At 51.3% G+C, this 17847-nt stretch carries 16 protein-coding genes; 8 read left to right on the forward strand and 8 right to left on the reverse strand.

The window, feature by feature from the left end; all coding sequences use genetic code 11:
• Window positions 1-61: 61 nt before the first annotated feature.
• The 4 genes from phhA (at window position 62) to ACO2Q8_RS03320 (ending at window position 3048) form a co-directional block, all read left to right on the forward strand.
• The gene (phhA, locus tag ACO2Q8_RS03305; RefSeq protein ID WP_423343699.1) at window positions 62-802 is read left to right on the forward strand and encodes a phenylalanine 4-monooxygenase; all 741 of its coding nucleotides are present in this window, start codon (window positions 62-64) and stop codon (window positions 800-802) included.
• Window positions 803-879: 77 nt separating this feature from the next.
• Entirely contained in the window at window positions 880-1317 is a 438-nt protein-coding gene (locus ACO2Q8_RS03310) for a MarR family winged helix-turn-helix transcriptional regulator (RefSeq protein WP_423343357.1), read from the forward strand.
• Window positions 1314-2495 carry a fumarylacetoacetase gene (gene fahA / locus ACO2Q8_RS03315; protein WP_423343358.1) on the forward strand — a complete coding sequence of 394 codons (1182 nt, stop codon included), beginning with the start codon at window positions 1314-1316 and terminating at the stop codon, window positions 2493-2495. Before ACO2Q8_RS03310 ends, fahA begins: the two co-directional genes overlap by 4 nt.
• Window positions 2496-2685: 190 nt before the next feature.
• Window positions 2686-3048: a DUF1801 domain-containing protein gene (locus tag ACO2Q8_RS03320; protein WP_423343359.1), complete on the forward strand. Its 363-nt coding sequence runs from the start codon at window positions 2686-2688 to the stop codon at window positions 3046-3048.
• A 57-nt stretch (window positions 3049-3105) separates the two neighbouring features.
• Here the strand turns inward: ACO2Q8_RS03320 and ACO2Q8_RS03325 are convergent, their stop codons facing one another.
• Both ACO2Q8_RS03325 and ggt read right to left on the reverse strand, forming a co-directional pair.
• The gene (locus ACO2Q8_RS03325; protein WP_423343360.1) at window positions 3106-3717 is read right to left on the reverse strand and encodes a DUF6624 domain-containing protein; all 612 of its coding nucleotides are present in this window, start codon (window positions 3715-3717) and stop codon (window positions 3106-3108) included.
• A gap of 241 nt (window positions 3718-3958) precedes the next feature.
• On the reverse strand, window positions 3959-5749 hold the full coding sequence (ggt, locus tag ACO2Q8_RS03330) for a gamma-glutamyltransferase (protein WP_423343361.1): 1791 nt from the start codon (window positions 5747-5749) through the stop codon (window positions 3959-3961).
• A 148-nt stretch (window positions 5750-5897) separates the two neighbouring features.
• Between ggt and ACO2Q8_RS03335 the strand changes: the two genes are divergently transcribed.
• From ACO2Q8_RS03335 to mnmE, 4 genes are all read left to right on the forward strand, one after another.
• Complete coding sequence (locus tag ACO2Q8_RS03335; RefSeq protein WP_423343362.1) at window positions 5898-7139, forward strand: ABC transporter permease; 1242 nt, start codon at window positions 5898-5900, stop codon at window positions 7137-7139.
• A 70-nt stretch (window positions 7140-7209) separates the two neighbouring features.
• Window positions 7210-7689: a hypothetical protein gene (locus tag ACO2Q8_RS03340; protein WP_423343363.1), complete on the forward strand. Its 480-nt coding sequence runs from the start codon at window positions 7210-7212 to the stop codon at window positions 7687-7689.
• Between the two features lie 60 nt (window positions 7690-7749).
• Window positions 7750-8778 (forward strand): oxygenase MpaB family protein, encoded by a 1029-nt coding sequence (locus tag ACO2Q8_RS03345; protein WP_423343364.1) that lies wholly within the window; start codon window positions 7750-7752, stop codon window positions 8776-8778.
• 88 nt (window positions 8779-8866) lie between these two features.
• Window positions 8867-10243 (forward strand): tRNA uridine-5-carboxymethylaminomethyl(34) synthesis GTPase MnmE, encoded by a 1377-nt coding sequence (gene mnmE, locus ACO2Q8_RS03350; protein WP_423343365.1) that lies wholly within the window; start codon window positions 8867-8869, stop codon window positions 10241-10243.
• Between the two features lie 31 nt (window positions 10244-10274).
• On the opposite strand, the gene ACO2Q8_RS03355 is transcribed toward mnmE, so the two are convergent.
• The 6 genes from ACO2Q8_RS03355 to ACO2Q8_RS03380 all read right to left on the reverse strand — a co-directional run bounded on the left by ACO2Q8_RS03355 (window position 10275) and on the right by ACO2Q8_RS03380 (window position 17843).
• Window positions 10275-12608: an ABC transporter permease gene (locus ACO2Q8_RS03355; protein WP_423343366.1), complete on the reverse strand. Its 2334-nt coding sequence runs from the start codon at window positions 12606-12608 to the stop codon at window positions 10275-10277.
• 468 nt (window positions 12609-13076) lie between these two features.
• Complete coding sequence (locus ACO2Q8_RS03360) at window positions 13077-13562, reverse strand: nuclear transport factor 2 family protein (protein WP_423343367.1); 486 nt, start codon at window positions 13560-13562, stop codon at window positions 13077-13079.
• Between the two features lie 203 nt (window positions 13563-13765).
• The gene (locus ACO2Q8_RS03365) at window positions 13766-14827 is read right to left on the reverse strand and encodes an endo-1,4-beta-xylanase (RefSeq protein ID WP_423343368.1); all 1062 of its coding nucleotides are present in this window, start codon (window positions 14825-14827) and stop codon (window positions 13766-13768) included.
• Window positions 14828-14974: 147 nt separating this feature from the next.
• The gene (locus ACO2Q8_RS03370) at window positions 14975-16027 is read right to left on the reverse strand and encodes a glycoside hydrolase family 43 protein (RefSeq protein ID WP_423343369.1); all 1053 of its coding nucleotides are present in this window, start codon (window positions 16025-16027) and stop codon (window positions 14975-14977) included.
• Between the two features lie 110 nt (window positions 16028-16137).
• A complete protein-coding gene (locus ACO2Q8_RS03375; RefSeq protein WP_423343370.1) occupies window positions 16138-17244 on the reverse strand; it encodes an endo-1,4-beta-xylanase in 1107 nt (368 codons plus the stop codon).
• Between the two features lie 263 nt (window positions 17245-17507).
• A complete protein-coding gene (locus ACO2Q8_RS03380) occupies window positions 17508-17843 on the reverse strand; it encodes a hypothetical protein (protein ID WP_423343371.1) in 336 nt (111 codons plus the stop codon).
• Window positions 17844-17847: the final 4 nt, after the last annotated feature.

Genomic DNA, 17847 nt, shown 5'->3' on the forward strand with positions numbered 1-17847 from the left:
TGAATAGCTCCGCAGGGAGCAAAAATATGGCAGCGCTATTCACTCAATCACTCATTCGCTCATTCGCTCATTCGTCATGACCCAATCCTACCACACCTACACCCCCGACGACCAGGCCGTTTGGCGGGTGCTGTTTGAACGGCAGATGGTGCAGTTGCCGGGCAAAGCCAGTCAGGCGTACCTCGACGGCATTGAAAAAGTCGGTTTTGTGGCCGACCACATTCCGGATTTTGAACGCGAACTAAATCCCCGGCTCGATCGACTGACACACTGGCGGGTGTCGGCGGTACCGGGCTTGATCTCGAACCGTGAATTTTTCGAGCTGATGGCGAACCGCAACTTTCCGGCTACGACCTGGCTGCGTCGGCGCGAGCAACTCGATTATTTGAAGGAACCGGATATGTTTCACGACACGTTCGGGCATGTGCCGATGCTCTCAAACCAGGCCTTTTGCGATTTTCTGGCCGCTTTGAGCCGGATTGCCCTTGCGCATGTCGATCATCCGGAAGCCATCGAGATGATTTCGCGGCTGTACTGGTATACGGTCGAGTTTGGGTTGATTCAGGAAGCCGATGGATTGCGGATTTATGGCGGGGGCATTCTGTCGTCGCCGGGCGAAACCGTCTACAGCCTGACAAGCCCGGAGCCCACCCGGATTCCATACGATGTCGGGAAGTTGCTGCAAACGCCGTACGTAATCGACCGGTATCAGGACCGGTATTTCGTCATCGAATCGTATGAACAACTGTATCAGTCCATTCCGGCGATTGAAGAAAAACTGGAAGAATTGTTAGTCGCCTAGTTTCCCGTATTTTTGCGGCTGGTTTTGTTGACTTGTTTCGTACGAAGACAAACCGTAACCTCGTTACCAGCGAACGCATGACGCATCCTTCCGATCACCGGGCTTATTTTTTCAAGATCGATACCACCATCAAACGCATTCGGAATGTGCTGCAAAAGCAGTTTAACGAAGCCGGTTTTGACCTGACGGTCGACCAGTGGGTACTCATCGATCACCTGTTTCGCAACCCCGGTATTAGTCAGAATGTGTTGTCGGAACTGACCACGAAGGATGCGCCGACGGTGACCCGAATGATCGATTTGCTGTGCAAAAAGGGCCTGACTGAACGGCGAATGGCCGAGGATGACCGGCGGAAATTCCTGATTTTCCTGACCCCCGAAGGCCAGCGGAAATACGACGAGGTGTTGCCTACGGTGGTCGACATCCGGCGCAAAGGCTGGGGCGACCTGAGCGAAGAAGATTACCAGCATTTTGTCCGGATCATGGACTCGATCTACCATAATTTTACGGAATGACGCTTCCCTACGGCATTTTCAGTACATCCGATTCCGACAAACGCGTCGGTGTCCGGCTTGACCATCAAATCCTTGACCTGGAAATGGTCGGGCGACTCGGTTTTTTCGACGATATGGCGGTTGATCCGGCGGTTTTCAAAAAACCGGTTTTGAACGAGTTCATGGCCCTGGGCAAACCGGTTTGCGGGGCCGTCCGCCATCGGCTGATTGAATTGCTGACGCATCCCGAAAAACCGCTCGACACCTTCGCTGAACTGGTGCTGATTCCGGCCGAACACGCTACCCTTCACCTGCCGATTCGGGTCGGCGATTACACCGATTTTTACGCCAGTGAAGAACACGCCAGCAACGTGGGCCGGATGTTCCGCCCGCAGGGTGATCCGTTGCTGCCCAACTGGAAACACTTGCCGGTGGCCTACCACGGCCGGGCGTCATCCATCGTCGTTTCCGGCACACCCATCAAACGACCCAACGGTCAAACGCTCGGCCCCGATCAGCAGCCGGTTTTTGGTCCCTCGAACGCGCTGGATTTCGAATTGGAACTGGGAATTGTCATTGGTAAGTCATCCCGGCTAGGTGAGCCGGTTTCCATTCACGAAGCCGAATCATATGTATTCGGTATTGTTTTGTTCAACGACTGGTCGGCGCGGGATATCCAACGCTGGGAGTACCAACCGCTAGGGCCTTTTCTGGGCAAAAATTTTGCGTCATCGGTATCGCCCTGGGTGGTTCCGCTCGAAGCCCTCGAACCCTTCCGAACCGATGGGCCAAAACAGGAGCCCACACCCCTGCCCTATCTTCAACCCGCCGGACGCTCGTATTTTGACATTGAAATGGAAGCGGTTCTGCAAACGCCGGACTATCCGACGGAGGTTATTCTTTCCCGCACCAACACCCGCTATCTCTACTGGAGCGTGGGCCAACTGATTGCTCACCACACCGTCAACGGCTGCAACCTGAACGTCGGCGACCTGCTGGCGACCGGCACCATTTCCGGTCCCTCACCCCACAGTTACGGTTCGCTGCTCGAACTGAGTTGGAACGGCACCAGGCCCCTTTCGCTGCCCGACGGCTCCTCCCGAACCTTTTTGCAGGATGGCGATATGGTAATTCTGCGCGGCTGGGCCGGAAACCGGCAAATCGACTTGGGAGAGGTAAGCGGACACATTATCCGTTGAAGCACTGGGCAGGCTTTTGAAAACCGGTTTGGCTTTTCCGAAACCGCAAAATCACTTTTTTAGCCAGCTCGGTTTTGGCTATTGTACTACGTCCTCAAATCGGGCTTTTTTTGCATTTATCAAGTATTCCCGGCGCGATTATTGCATTTTTCTCCGATATACAATACCTTAAGGCAAATCTAAACCCGCTATGACAAAACCTGTTGAAACCTTTCTGGCCGATTACAAGCCGGAAGTGCGTGATCTTGCCCTGAAAGTCAGGGAGTTGGTTCGCACGATCCTGCCCGAAGCACACGAAGCCGTGCACACCGGTTACAAAACTATCTCCTACGGAACCGGCCCCCGGATGTCGGACGAAATCTGTTACATCGCTCCCCTTTCCTCGAGCGTTAACCTGGGCTTTCACTACGGCACGCAGCTACCGGACCCCAACAGCCTGTTAAAAGGAACCGGTAAGTTACTGAGACACATCAAGTTCGAATCACCCGAAGAAGTGGCGAAGCCTGGTATTACCGAATTGTTGGAAGTAGCCAAAAACCACGGAAAATTCTGATTTGAATGATGAGTTATGAATTAACTGCGCTGCGGTAGCTAATTCATAACTCATCATTCATTTCTTCACGCCCATCCGTGCCAGGTAAGCCGCCATGGGTTCCAGGTCCATCTGCTTGCGTCGTTGGTCCAGATTGGCCTCATCTTCAATCGGATACACATCTTTTTCGCCTTTGTTGTTGATGTGAATCTGGGTGCCGTAAATCTGTTTTTCTTTTTTCTGAACCTTCACCTGATCGGTCAGGAAAGCCACCCCAGCCTTGTCGAGTTCGCCTTTCTGAGCGGCTTCCGTAAACATCGGCAGGTATTTTTCGTGAACAGTCCGGTCGGTGCTGTGCTGGATAATCAGAAAAGCCACCTGGTCGAGGGGTTGCCCGACAACACTTTTGCCTGGATAACCGCCCACCTGCGCAATAATTTTCTCTACGTCGGCCAGATGCTCCTTATCCATGTCCTTGATTTTCTGACGGGCGTCCTGGGCTTCTTTCGCCCCCCAGCCGTATTGCCGCTCGATGGCGTCGTAAGCCGCCCGTTCTTTCTGGTCTTTTTCGTAAATCTGCGTCAGCCATTTCCGAACCTCGGCTGTATTGGCCGCGCTTTTCGGGGTCTGAGCCCACAAACCACTACTAATCAGGCACAGCAGAACAAGAGAAAGGAATTTCGTTTTCATGGTTGTCAATCAATAACTTACTGGGGTGTGATGTGATAAAAACCGCATTTTGTCCACAAAGTTTAAAAATTCCCCCATACCCACGGACTTCAGTCCGTGTTTTTAGAGCAAACTTTATGGGTAAGCCAGCCTATAGGTCTTTTTGTTACCGGTCTTTGAAAAACTTATGCTGTCCGGCTTATGATTTATAGATTAACACCTCAAATTACTTGGAAAACACGGACTAAAGTCCGTGGGTACGTCAGTAACCCACCGAAGTGTTATCGGCCCGGGGGTCGGAGGCTCCTTCGAGCGTGCCGTCGGGACGGCGCAGAATGCAGTCCATGCGGCCCAGCGAATTGGTCAATTGTTCCAGCTTATAACCGCGTGTCTGCAATTTCTGAATGGTTTCTTCCGAAAATGCGCCGTTTTCGAAGGTGGTTTTGTCGGGCAACCACTGGTGGTGAAACTTCAGCGCGTTGACCGACTGCTGCATGGTCATGCCGTGGTCCAGCACGTTCAGAATCGTCTGAAAAACCGAGGTAATGATGGTCGAGCCGCCCGGCGTCCCCACAACCATGTACAGCCTGCCCTCCTGCTCGACAATCGTCGGCGTCATCGACGACAGCATCCGTTTGCCCGGCACGATGGCATTGGCCTGGTTCCCAATCAGTCCGAACATATTCGGTACCCCCGGTTTGACGCTGAAATCGTCCATTTCGTTGTTCATCAGGAAACCGGCTCCGCCGACCACCACCCGACTGCCGTAACCGCCGTTCAGGGTCGTGGTGATGGCCACGGCATTCCCTTCCTTGTCGACGACCGAGAAGTGCGTCGTTTCCAGACTCTCGTATCCCGGCAGCGTGCCGCCCTTTACGTTCCGGCTGTCGGTGGCCTTGGCAAATGTAAAATCCGACCAGCGGTTTTTCAGGTATTCTCTATCGATCAACTGCTGAACGGGCACTTGTACAAAATCCGGGTCGCCCAGAAATTTGGCACGGTCGGCATACACCCGGCGTTCGGCTTCGATCATGACCTGCACGGTCGAATCGCTATTCCAACCCCACCGGCGCAGCGGATACGGCTCGACTAGCCCCATCAACTGCAACAACGCCACGCCCCCGCTCGACGTCGGCGGCATCGTGATGAGTTTGTACTGCCGGTAGGTGCCAACCAGCGGATCGCGCCAGACGGCGTGGTAATTTTTCAGGTCGTTTTCCGTGATAATTCCGCCCCCGCGCTGCATTTCGGTCACCAGCAGACTCGCCGTTTCGCCTTCGTAAAAACCGGCCCGACCCTGCTGCTGAATCCGGCGCAGGGTTCGTCCTAAATCGCTCTGTACCAACAACTCTTCTGCTTTCCAGTCGGCCGTATCGGCTTTCATGAAATACCGCTTGTCGGGATTGACCTGCAAAAACGATTTTTTGGTCCGGTTCAGGCCCAGGGCTTCGCGCTCGGTTAGGATCACGCCTTTTTCGGCCAGATCGATGGCTGGTTGCAGCACCTGCGCCCACGGAAGCCGCCCGAACCGCCGGTGCGCTTCCACCATGCCGTCGACCGAACCCGGCACTCCACTGGCCAGGTGGCCCGTGATGCTCAGGCGCGGAATGACGTTCCCGGCCGAATCGAGGTACATATCCTTGTGCGCTTTTTCGGGCGCTTTCTCCCGGTAATCGAGCGTGTAGGCCGACCCGGTTTTGTCACGATACACCATAAAACCGCCCCCGCCGATGTTGCCCGCGCCCGGATACACCACCGCCAGCGCAAACTGCACGGCCACAGCCGCATCCACCGCATTCCCGCCCGCTTTCAGAATTTCAACGCCCACCCGCGAGGCTTCCGGATGCGCCGACGCCACCATCCCGTTCTTCCCTGTCACGGCCTGCCGATCCGAATAATAAGGGCCTTTGCGGACATGGGTTGTTTTTTTCTCGTTTTCGTATTGATAGACGCCCGTACTCTGGCCAACACCCGGCGATTGCGGGGCTGTCCGGCACGCGCCTAACAGGCCCAGAAATACGATAATTGCATTCTGAATAGATGAAGTTTTCATTTTAAACGGGGTATACGGTTCGGGCGGCCTGGAACCACTAATCTACAAAAACTAACCAAACATCCGCCGAAACCGCCTTCGCTTTCAAATCGTTTGGTAGATTCCGATGGGTCTGATACCTTTATTGGTCATCAAAACAAGGTCGTCCGTGAAATTTCTCCGTCAGACTTTTGAAAGCTTCCGGTTCGCCTGGCAGGCCCTGCGCTCGAACCTTCTCCGAACTACGCTCTCGCTGCTGGGCGTAACCATCGGAATTTTCGCCATCATTGCGGTTTTTACCATCGTCGATTCGCTCGAACGGAACATCAGAGACAGCCTGGCAGGCATTGGCGATAAGGTGCTTTACGTGCAGAAATGGCCCTGGGGCTTCGGGGGTGAGTACCAGTGGTGGAAATACTTTCAGCGCCCCGAGCCGTCGCTCGAAGAATTCAAGTTTCTCCAGGAAAAACTGGAAAATGCCCAGGCCGTAGTGGCGATGGACTTTCGGGGCCAGGTGACCGTCAAGAACGGGAACAACAGCCTTCAAGCGCTGATTCAGGGAACGTCGTTGGATTACAACAAAATTTCAGATGTTCCGGTCGAACAGGGGCGGTATTTCTCCCCGCAGGAAATTGATGCGGCCCGTAACGTCGCCATCATCGGGGCCGACATTGCCGAAACGCTGTTTCCAGGCCAGGATCCGATCGGGAAAGAGTTCAAACTCAATGGCTTGAAATACCAGGTCATCGGCGTGCAGGAACGCAAAGGCGAGAGTCTGCTCAATTTTGGCGGAAACCCCGACACCAAATGCCTCATTCCGATCGGTGCCTTCGCCAAAATGTACCATTCCGTAAACCCCAGCATCGATATTGCCGTAAAAGGTTTCGATACCGACGAAGGACTGCTCGAACTCGAAAGTGAAATCCGGGGGCTGATGCGGGCCCGGCGGGGTCTGAAACCGATGCAGGATGATAATTTTGCCATGAACCGCCCCGAAGCTGCTGCTCAGGCTATTTCGGGCATCTTTGCCGTTCTGACCATAGCCGGTTGGGTGATCGGCAGTTTTTCCATTCTGGTGGGCGGTTTCGGGATTGCCAACATCATGTTTGTATCTGTCAAGGAGCGCACTAACCTGATCGGGATTCAGAAATCGCTGGGCGCAAAAAACTACTTTATTCTCTTCCAATTCCTGTTCGAAGCGGTTTTTTTAAGTTTAATTGGCGGGGGCGTCGGCATTTTGCTGGTTTATTTGTTATCCTTTTTAAAGCTGGGTACCCTCGAAATCATCCTGTCGCCGGGCAACATCATGCTGGGACTGGGTGTATCGAGCATCATCGGGACGGTTTCCGGTATTTTACCGGCGCTGGTAGCCGCCCGCATGGACCCCGTCATCGCCATTCGTTCCAAATAAGGCGCGATTGCAAATTGATTCCGTAACGTGTTCATTTGTGTGCTAAATCACACCAACCCGACAACGATTCATGAGACGCATTGGATTTCTGCTGATCTTTTTACTGTTAGCATTCGGCATTTTTTACTACCTGACGGTCTGGAGTTACAGCGACGGCGAACGAGCCGGAACGATCTCTAAATACAGCCGCCGGGGGTATATTTTCAAAACCTGGGAAGGCGTACTGAACGTAGGCGGTTTTTCGGGCGAAACCGGCTCGCTGACCCCTCAGTATTTTGATTTTTCGGTGAAAGACGATTCGGTGGCGCAACAGATCAACCAGGCCGTTAAAACCGGCCAGCGGGTGACGCTGCATTACGAGGAAAAGCTGGTCAAACTGCCCTGGAACGGCGATACGAAATACTTTGTGACGGGCGTCGAAATTGTCGATCTGCCTTATCGGTACGGGGTGCCGGGTCAGCAATACCCACCGAGTCAGCACCTGCCCCCCGCACAACCCCAATCTTCGGCCCCCGCGCCGATCGATACGCTGCGCCGGGATACGCTCTGACGATGTACCACGGACCGCTGGTCCGTGTTTTTTCTTTTATTTTGAGGAAACAAAAAAAACATGGACCGGTGGTCCGTGGTACATGACATGGTAAAACCGGTCAATCCAACCCGACTTTTTTCGGACGAGTTGCTGGATCATTACCGGCAACAGGGCGACGCGCCCGCCGATTCCGTGATTGCGTCGGTGGCTGGCGAAAGCGGCCGGGACGGCGTCAGTGCGTTGATGCGCTGGCTGGGCGACACCGCCGATTATTCCGTTGCCGCCCAGCATCCGGCCGTGAAGGCATTCTTAAGCAACTATGCGCAGCTTCCCGATTGGGCCGATCCGCGTCGGATGCAAACCGCTATGCGGTTTTTTCAGGCCAATGCTGTCACCATCGGACTTACGCTTGGCTGTTATTCCCTGCCCTACTGTTATGCCGGGGCCGACGGCGCCCGGGTGCTTTGGCTCTCCCAGCGCATCCACAACGACACCCGCAAACGGCTGGAAGAAACCGGCGAATGGGTGTTCGGCGTCATGAAAAAGCGGGATTGGGAAACCGGTAAGGCCGTGCTTCGGACGCTGAAAATCCGACTCATGCACGCAGCCGTGCGCTGGTTTACGCTCCAGAGCGGGCAATGGGACTTGAGCTGGGGTTACCCGGTAAATCAGGAAGACATGGCCGCAACAAATCTGGCTTTTTCCTACATCGTGCTGCGCGGTTTGCGAAAAACCGGGTCGGCGGTGTCGGAAACCGAGGAAGAAGCCTACCTGCATCACATCAACGTCGCGGGGTATCTGCTCGGCGTGTCGGACGAGTTGCTACCCAACAACCTGCGTGAAGCCTTTCACCTCGAACGTTCGATTGCCCGGCGGCAATTCCGGCCTTCGGAGCAGGGCACCGGCCTGACCCGTTCGCTGCTGACGGCGCTCGAAAACTTGTCGCCCCCGGCCCTGCGGAACCTCCCGGCGGCCCAAATGCGTTTCTTCCTGGGCGATGAGCTGGCCGACCTGCTGCACATCCCGGCGGTGACGCTGGAAACGCGGCTCGTTGGCCTGGCCAACACCCTGCCCATTTTCCCAAAACTATTGAATTACACCCCCTAATAAACCCTGATAGTCCCTGATTAGCCCTGATTAATCGTTATTACACAGGGTTTATCAGAGGTCATCAGAGGGTATCAGGGTTTATCACATGGATATTTTACAACAGGAACCGATTGCGGCTTTGGCGACAGCGCCGGGTATTGGCGCCATTGCCGTAATTCGGGTTTCCGGCCAACGGGCCATCGAAATCACCAACCGGCTTTTCCGGGGGAAAGACCTCACGAAACAGGACTCCCATACGGTTCATTTCGGCACCATCCGGGATTACGAGAACACGATCATTGATGAAGTGCTGTTGACTATTTTTCGCAGCCCGGCCTCGTTTACGAAGGAGGATGTGGTGGAAATTTCCTGCCACGGCTCCGAATACGTCATCCGGCAAATTCTGCGTCTGCTGCTTCAGGAGGGCGTCCGGATGGCCCAGCCGGGCGAGTTCACGCAGCGGGCCTTCCTGAACGGGCAGTTCGATCTGGTGCAGGCCGAAGCCGTCGCCGACCTGATTGCCGCCGATTCAGAAGCCACCCACCGGGCCGCCCTGACGCAACTCCGGGGCGGTTTTTCGCGGCAACTCAAAGCCCTGCGGCAACAACTGATCGAGTTTGCCGCACTGTTGGAACTCGAACTGGATTTTGGCGAAGAAGACGTTGAATTTGCCCAGCGCGACGACCTTCGCAAACTGGTTGCAGCCATTCAACGAACCCTTCGACCGCTGATTGACTCGTTCTCGGTCGGGAATGCGATCAAAAACGGGGTTGCCACGGTCATTGCCGGAAAGCCCAATGCCGGAAAATCGACTCTCCTCAATGCGTTGCTAAACGAGGAAAAAGCCATCGTATCCGACATTCCGGGCACGACCCGCGACGTGATTGAAGATGAGTTGTTCATCGACGGCATCCGGTTTCGGCTCATCGACACGGCCGGAATTCGGGAAGCCACCGACGCCATTGAAGCCATTGGCGTCGAGCGAACCCGCCAGCAACTCGACAAAGCCGCCATCATCATTTACCTCTTCGATGTGTCCGACACCACCCCGGCTGAAATCGCCGAAGTTGAGGCCGAATTGCTGCAACGGAACGTGCCGTATCTGCTGGTAGCCAACAAAATGGACAAGCTCACCAGCAATGAACTGGTCCATTGGCAACTGCAATTTGGCAAGGAACTGGTACCGATCCAGGCCAATACCGGCCGCAACCTGGACGAAATGACGCAGCGGCTGACGGCGTTTGTCAAAAACCGGGCAGTTCCCGGCAGCACGGTGGTGACGAACCTGCGGCATTACGAACACCTGATGCAAACCGATGCCGCCCTGTTGCGCGTGCTCGACGGTCTGGACGCAGGAACGACGCAGGACTGGCTGGCCATCGACCTCCGTGACGCCCTCCGACACCTGGGTGAGTTGACGGGCGAGATCACCACGGATGATCTGCTGGCGACGATTTTTAGTAAATTCTGTATCGGAAAGTAAGCGTGTAAGCTTACACCAATACTTTACTTTTTTACTCTACTTTTAAAACTTTTACCGGTTCAATTTGCCCCGCGCGAATGGTTTGGGATAGGACAGTCAGAAGCCCGACTATAGCAACCGAACCAAAGGCTATGCTTATATTTATAACACCTAAATCAAGATAGGTGCCCATTTCTTTTTTTAGTAAATCACCACAAAACAAGCCAGCTGGAACACCAATAAGGCCGGCCATTAGGATAAGAATGCCAAAATTCTTGGTGACTATCCACACCAATTTTTTATCGTTTGCTCCTAATATTTTCCGTATACCCAGTTCTTTCGTGCGCGTTTCTACGGAGTAACTGGCTATGCCTAAAATGCCTAAAGCAGCGATTATCATGATAATTAGGGCAGAGCCTCCAAAAATTTCCATTTCTCCACTGATTTCTCCTGAATAACGATACGCTTTTAAGTTATAAAGATTGGCTGTTTTCTCAGGAAAATGGTCTTTCCATACCGATTGAATGGCCTTGACCGCTTCCATTTCTGTATATGGCTTTATTTTGATGGTCAAGGTGGTTATTTCATTTGGCAAATACCGATAGATTAAAGGGAGTTTTTGGCCAATAATCTCATTGGGTAGGATGCCAATGACTTGTACAGAGGCCGAGTCCAGTAAGAGCTTTTGTCCCACTAGGTTCTCCGATTTAGATGCCAATAATTTTACAGCAGCTTCGTTCACCAACACATATTGCTCAGCACTCCGGGGCATATTTTTAGGAAAATTTTGTCCAGCTAGTAAGCTGATACCTTCTGTTTCAATTGTTCGTGGGTCAATACTTACGTAATTTATCTCCAGCGTTTTATCGTTTAGCGTTACAGAATCTTTACCCATTTTAATGGGCTCATAGTACCAGTTAGTGGCCAAAGTCATTTCTACCTGACTTAACTGACTTATTTCGTTTTGCAGGTTTTGATATTTTTCACCTTTTAAATCCAGTGTCAGAACATTGGATGGCACGGTTGAGCTGATGATTGCGTTGTTTTTTCGATCATAATCGCCTACTATGACAACCAATATCATAAACAGGATGGTCACAGAAAATTGAACGACAATCAACACTTTGTAAACAGCAACACCCCGGAACAGCTTAATATTCTTCATTTTACGCAAAACCTGTATAGGCTGAAACGCTGACAATAGCCATGACGGAAATGCCCCTGCGACTAAGCCTGTGATCACTGCGTAGGTAATCAAGGTTACTAGTAAGGTTATATCCCAGGAGAATGTAACATCATCCATATCGGGTATATAGCGGGCTAAAATAGTAACACATGGCACTGTCAACAACAAAGCAAGCAGGGCAACGAGGGTGGATTCCATTAAAAATTGACCGATAACTTGTCCTCTTGTTGCGCCTATGGTTTTGCGAACACCTACTTCTTGCGCCCGGGAGAAAGCACGCGCCAATGCCAAACTGATATAATTGAAAGCAGCTAAAAGGGTTAACGATAGAATTATGAATAGCTGCGTTTTTACGTCTTCCCAACTAGCGCCCGCATTGGGGTTATTTTTTAGGCCGATTTTTCCAGGGGTGATATCTTCGAGGGGTTGCGCCAAAAATTGAAGATTGGTCTTATCCAATTTCCGATTATAGTTCTGGAGCGTTGCATTAAGTTGCTCTACATTACCTTCTGATTTTAAACGGGCATAAATTGCTGCATTCTTGAAGCCTCCCCAATCTTGTGAAATACTACTGATTGCTCCTTTTTTTTCCAACATTTCAGCAGAACTCATTGATAACATTGCCTCAATGGGCAGATGTGTTTCTAAAGCTGGGTCCTGGATTATTCCCCCAACGGTATAAGAACCCAACTTTTCAAATTGAACCGTATGCCCTAAGACATTGGTGCTGCCAAATATTTTTTTTGCCGTTTTCTCCGTTAAAAAAAGGGTGGTGGAATTATTGGCAAGGCTTTGTGCATTACCTGACAACAATTTAAAGCCAAAAACATCAAAAAAAGAAGGCTCTGAAAATTTTATGTCAATAGGTACATCACCCTTGTCGGTTTGCAGATTATATTTTCCTGCCAGACGTACTTTAACCGTTTTTTCAACAAAGGACACATTTTTCATTTGATTCGCCAATGGCAATGGAGCTGTTGCCCATTTGGTTTGTTCCCCCTCAGTTGTCTCTTGGGTGAGTATCCGTACGATTTGATTTAATTTAGGATGAAAATGGTCTGTATCAAAAGTGGCTTTCAGGCCTGTAAATAGAATAACACCAACCGCCATACTCAGTGACAAGCTCAGTATATTGACTAATGAAAAAAGTTTGTTTTTCCAGAGTATCCGGAGAGCTATTTTTAGAGAGTTCTTGATCATTACTTAAAGTGTTTATTTTTATAAAGCAATGAATTAAGCTGTAATGTAATAATCACTATAATAATAGTCTCCTAGCAGATGGGGAGATAGAAAATAGTACAGGAAAACGCTCTCCTGTACATTAAAAAGTTTACATCGATTTTTGGACACGTCTTGTCTTACACCTTAAATTAATCAAATTATTTGTAATAGCGGAGATATCTAACCCCTTTTACCGCCAGTAGCCTACAAAAGCAAACACTAGTTAGCCATCGACCTGAAAAACGAGTTTGCGGATATGAGTTTGTCTTCGCAAAAGCCGGGGAACATGAAACTCTTTATGAGCGGTATTATCAGACCGAGCGCAAAACTGCGACAGCTTGTCGCAGTTTTGCGCTCGGTGGTAGCCATCGAATTGAAAAATGGCGGTTTTAAGGCAAAATACGTGGGCAAGATGAATCTCTTACTCCGGGTAGTGCAAGGGATATATTACTTTTTAGCCTCCAGCACGGTCGAATGAAGCAACGCTAATTTCCATTCTCCCTTCATTTTTTCCAGCACTGCACTTTCGAGCCATCTCACCTGGCGTTGTTTGTTGTTCCTTGTTATATCGGCTGTATTGTGATAGCTGACCCAGGCGACCGGGCCCCTGACCGTGACCTTTATAAAATCAATGGTGTTGACCCGTTTCATGCCGCTGCCCAGATTGGGTCTTAAGCGGTTTTCCAAGGTATCAATCGTCCAAACCTGTCCATCTTCAAGCAGGATAAAGTCGGGTTGGCAATAGCTTCTCAAGTTGGGTAGGTCGATGTCAGCAATGGCCTGAAAAGCATCCACAATCACTTTCTTAACCTTTTCCTCTTCCCGGTTCTGCTGGCCCAGGGTTGGAAATGTGATTGTGGTCAGGAGTACAAGCAGTAAACACCACAGGTAGTTAAATCGGGGAATAGGCGGGTTGCAGTTAAACGGAAGCATAGCCAGAAGTCTTTACTAGATCATGATTGTCAGGTAACAACAAACAGGAGCAGGTCGAATGGCCCACTCCTGTCGTAACAAACCCAAATTTATGAGTTTAACTAATCTTGGTAGCAACACTCAGAAGTAATTACAAAAACCGGTGTCCTGCGTCATTCGCTGGCCTTCTTTGACTACCGGCAAACAGCCCCAACGCATTTGCTCTAAAACTTCACGACGCCTTCGTAGGCCTTCTTCGGCTGGCCGTTCTGATCGAACAACAGCGGATAATCCTTCCGGCCCGGAACCGGGAAGTTGTCCAGCCACGAATAGCGGTCGGTGAGGTTCCAGAACGTCACGCCCGTAATGGTGTTGCGGTGTTTGCGGAACACCTCAAACAGCATCTGGTAATGAGCGGCCTGTTTGTCGTTCATTTCGGCCGTAAACTCGCTTTTGTCCGTGTCCCGCCGTTCCCGGCGCTCGTGTTCTTTGGGGTATACCGATACGTCCACTTCCGTAAACTGGATTTTCAGGCCCAGGCCGGCAAATTTCGTGATGGATTCTTCCAGTTCTTGCCGGGTCGGTTCGTAGATAGACCAATGCGCCTGAAGACCGACACCATGAATAGGCACCCCTTTATCCTTCAACTTTTTCAACAGCTGGTAAATCCGCTCCCGCTTCGACGCGTTTTCGGTGTTGTAATCGTTGTAAAACAACTGCACCGACGGGTCGGCTTCGTGGGCGTACTGAAACGCTTTTTCGATGTAATCCTCGCCGATGATTTCGTAAAACTTCGATTTCCGGTACAGACTCGTTCCGGTATCGGGGACGGCTTCGTTGACCACATCCCAAGCGTAGATTTTACCCTTATACCGCCCCATGACATCGGTAATATGCCGTTTCAACCGGGCCAGCAACACCTCCCGACTGACGGTTTTGCCGGTTGAGTCGGTAAAAAACCAGCGGGGCGTCTGGTTGTGCCAGCAAAGCGTATGCCCCCGCAGTTTGATGTTATTCTGCTGCGCAAAGTCGGCGATCGCGTCGGCGTCTTTCCAGTTATAGCGGTTTTCTTCCGGATGAATCGGCCCCATTTTCATGGCGTTTTCGGGCGTCATGCTGTTGAAATGGGTTTTGATCAGTTCGGCATCCGGCCCGGGCTGCACCATACGCGGGTTGACGGCCACGCCAATCGGAAAGTAGTTTTTGTAATAATCTTTTAGCCCTTTTTCGGGAGCCACGAACGCGAGAGTCAGCACAAGCAGGGCACCGGAGATTAACTTACGCATGATGAAAAGAAGGTTAGAAGCGGATTACGTACTCAGTTTAGAATAGTTTATGGTTTCTCGTTTATAGTTTATCGTTTAAAGAAAGTGCTTAATTGTCAGTGCATTATCTTGAAATCTATAAACCATAAACGAGAAACTATAAACTACTTATTTGTAAGCGTCAATCGTCTTAATCGTCCCATCCGGATTGTAGGTCAGCTCGGTTACTTTTACGTTCCGCAGGTGCGTTTTCCCGGAGAGCTGAACGTCGTGATAGAACAGATACCATTTCTGGCCCACCTGCACAATGGAGTGGTGGTTGGTCCAGCCGAGCACTGGTTTTAACACAACGCCTTTGTACGTGAACGGCCCGTACGGGTTATCGCCGATGGCGTAGCAAAGGTTGTGCGTATCGCCGGTCGAGTACGAGAAGTAGTACTTGCCGTTGTACTTATGCAGCCAGGCGGCTTCAAAAAACCGCTTGTCGTTGTCTTTCTCCCGGAACGGTTTCCCGTTTTCGTCCAGAATCTGCACTTCGCGCACTGGCTCGGCAAAGCTTTTCATGTCGGCGCTCAGCCTGGCCACGCGCGGTAAATACGCCACCTCATCTTTTTTCTTCAACGCGCCTTTCGGGTTGTACTGGTTGTTGTCCCAGCGCTGCAACTGACCGCCCCAGATACCCCCGAAGAACAAGTATGCCTTGCCGTCGGTATCCTGAAAAACCGTGGGGTCGATGCTGTAACTGCCCTTGATGGGGGCTGGTTCGGCCTTAAACGGCCCGGTCGGGCTTTTGCTGGTGGCCACGCCGATCCGAAAAACATCCTGCTTGTCTTTGACCGGGAAATAGAGGTAATACGTTCCATTCTTGTACGTGGCATCCGGCGCCCACAGTTGACGGCCCGCCCAGGGAATGTCTTTGATATCGAGCGCCACCCCGTTGTCTTTCACCGGGCCGCCAATCTTATCCATCGACAGAACGTGGTAGTCGCGCATGGCGAAGTGTCCGCCTTCATCGTCTTCTTTGACATCCTTTGCGTCGATGTCGTGCGAGGGGTAGATGTAAATTTTGCCGTTAAACACATGCGCCGAGGGGTCGGCCGTGTAAATGTGCGACACCAGCGGCTGCGAAATCGGATTCTTGCCGCCGTTGGTCTGCGCCAGGGTCGTCAGCGAACCACCGATCAGGGCGGTTAGGGTCAGGGCGGTGTACGTTCGTTTCATACGGGGTAGATTCATCATGGTTATAGAGTAAGAAGATAATAAAAAGACTTGATAGGTGAACCCCCAACCGAAACGTCGGCCCGGGCCGACGTTTCGGTTGGGGGTTCACCCTATTGCTTTAGCGCAATGACTTTGTAAAAAGCCGGTTTGGGCTGGTTGTTCCGGTCGAACAACAGCGGATAATTGGTCCGGCCCCGGATGGGCCAGTTGTTCAGCCAGCTATTTCCGTCGTTGACGCCCCAAAACGTCACCCGGGTGACTTTGTCTTTGTGTTTGAGGAACAACTTGAAAAGGGCTTCGTAATCAGCAGCTAACTGCTGCTGAACCGCGTCGGGCAAGCCGTCGGGGTAGGGATTCGACTCGGCGTTGTTCGCCATGCGCTGACTGACATCCGCCCCCTGAAAATTTCGGGGCAACACCTCAATGTCCAATTCCGTGATCATGACTTTCAACCCCAGGGCCGCGTATTGCAAAATGCTTTCCTCGATGTCTTTCAGAGGCACTTTTCCCACATGCCAGTGGCCCTGAATGCCGACGCCGTCAATCCGTACTTTAGCCTCCTGTATTTTCTTGATCAGCGCAAGACATCCCGCCCGCTTGGCCGGTTTTTCGTTGTTGTAGTCATTGTAATATAATTCCGTGTTGGGCGAGGCTTCCTGCGCCAGCCGAAACGCTTCTGTAACGTAGTCTTCACCGAGGTGTTGCAGGAAAACCGTCTTCCGCATCGTGCCATCCTCATTAAGCGCTTCATTGACCACATCCCACGAAAAAACCTTGCCCCGGTAGCGCCCGGCCACCGTTTTGATGTGGTCGGTAAAGAAGGTCCGGATGGAATCCGCACTGCGAATCCCCCGGATAAAGCCCGGCAACTGGCTGTGCCAGATCAGGGTATGCCCATTGATTTTGAGGTTGTGTTTCCGGCCAAATTCGACCAGTTTGTCGGCCATTTCAAAGGTGTAGGTATCCCAGGTCGGATGGAGCAGCGCCGACTTCATGACATTTTCGGGCGTGGCCATGTTGAACTGCCGGACGATGAACTCCGTCGTTTTCGGGTCTCTTTCTTCGAATTGGGCCGGATTCAAGGCGGTGCCAATGCCAAAGTCCTTTTGGAACGTGTCTTTTAAGGACGGAATGCCTTGCGCAAACGCGCCCGGTGTCAAGCCCAGTACGAGCGAAACAACGATACTGCTAACGGTTTTGTCTTTTTTCAGAACCATACCTTTTCCCGGTTTGAACCGGCATTTTATTTGAACAGCACCTGCGAAAAACCAAACAAATCGTGCCGCCAGACCGGCCAGGTGTGTCCACCGGCGTATTTGCTGTACTGGTACTTAATGCCCATGTCGTCAAACTTTTTCATATAATTTGACAATTGGTAACTTTCCAAAAAATCTCCGATTTTCTGGCGCCAATCCATCTAAAAAACTAAAAGTACCATTTAATTGACTGTTTTTTTGCGCAATTAAATGGTACAATTTCCTTACTGCTTGGCAAGCTTCATCTCACCACGTTCACTTTTTATAACTATTTCTTTGTCAGAAACTAACTCGCCAGTGTAACTCATTTTACGGTCGTTGAAAGTGATACTGTACGAAATCTTTTTGCCATCAACAGTACCTTCTTGTATTGGCGACTCTCCAAATTGAGTTTTCCATGTCCCTGTTAATTTGTTGCCTTCTACCTTAAAGGTATAGTTTACTTCAAAAGTGCCGTTTGGTGTTTCACGGCTACCTTTCCAGTTGCCATCAATTGGGCTTTGAGCAAATGCTGCTAGGCTAGCAATTGAGAAGAATAAAGAAAAAAATAACTTTTTCATTGTA

The organism is Larkinella sp. VNQ87, assembly GCF_049445795.1.
In the GTDB taxonomy this organism is placed as follows: Bacteria; Bacteroidota; Bacteroidia; order Cytophagales; family Spirosomataceae; genus Larkinella.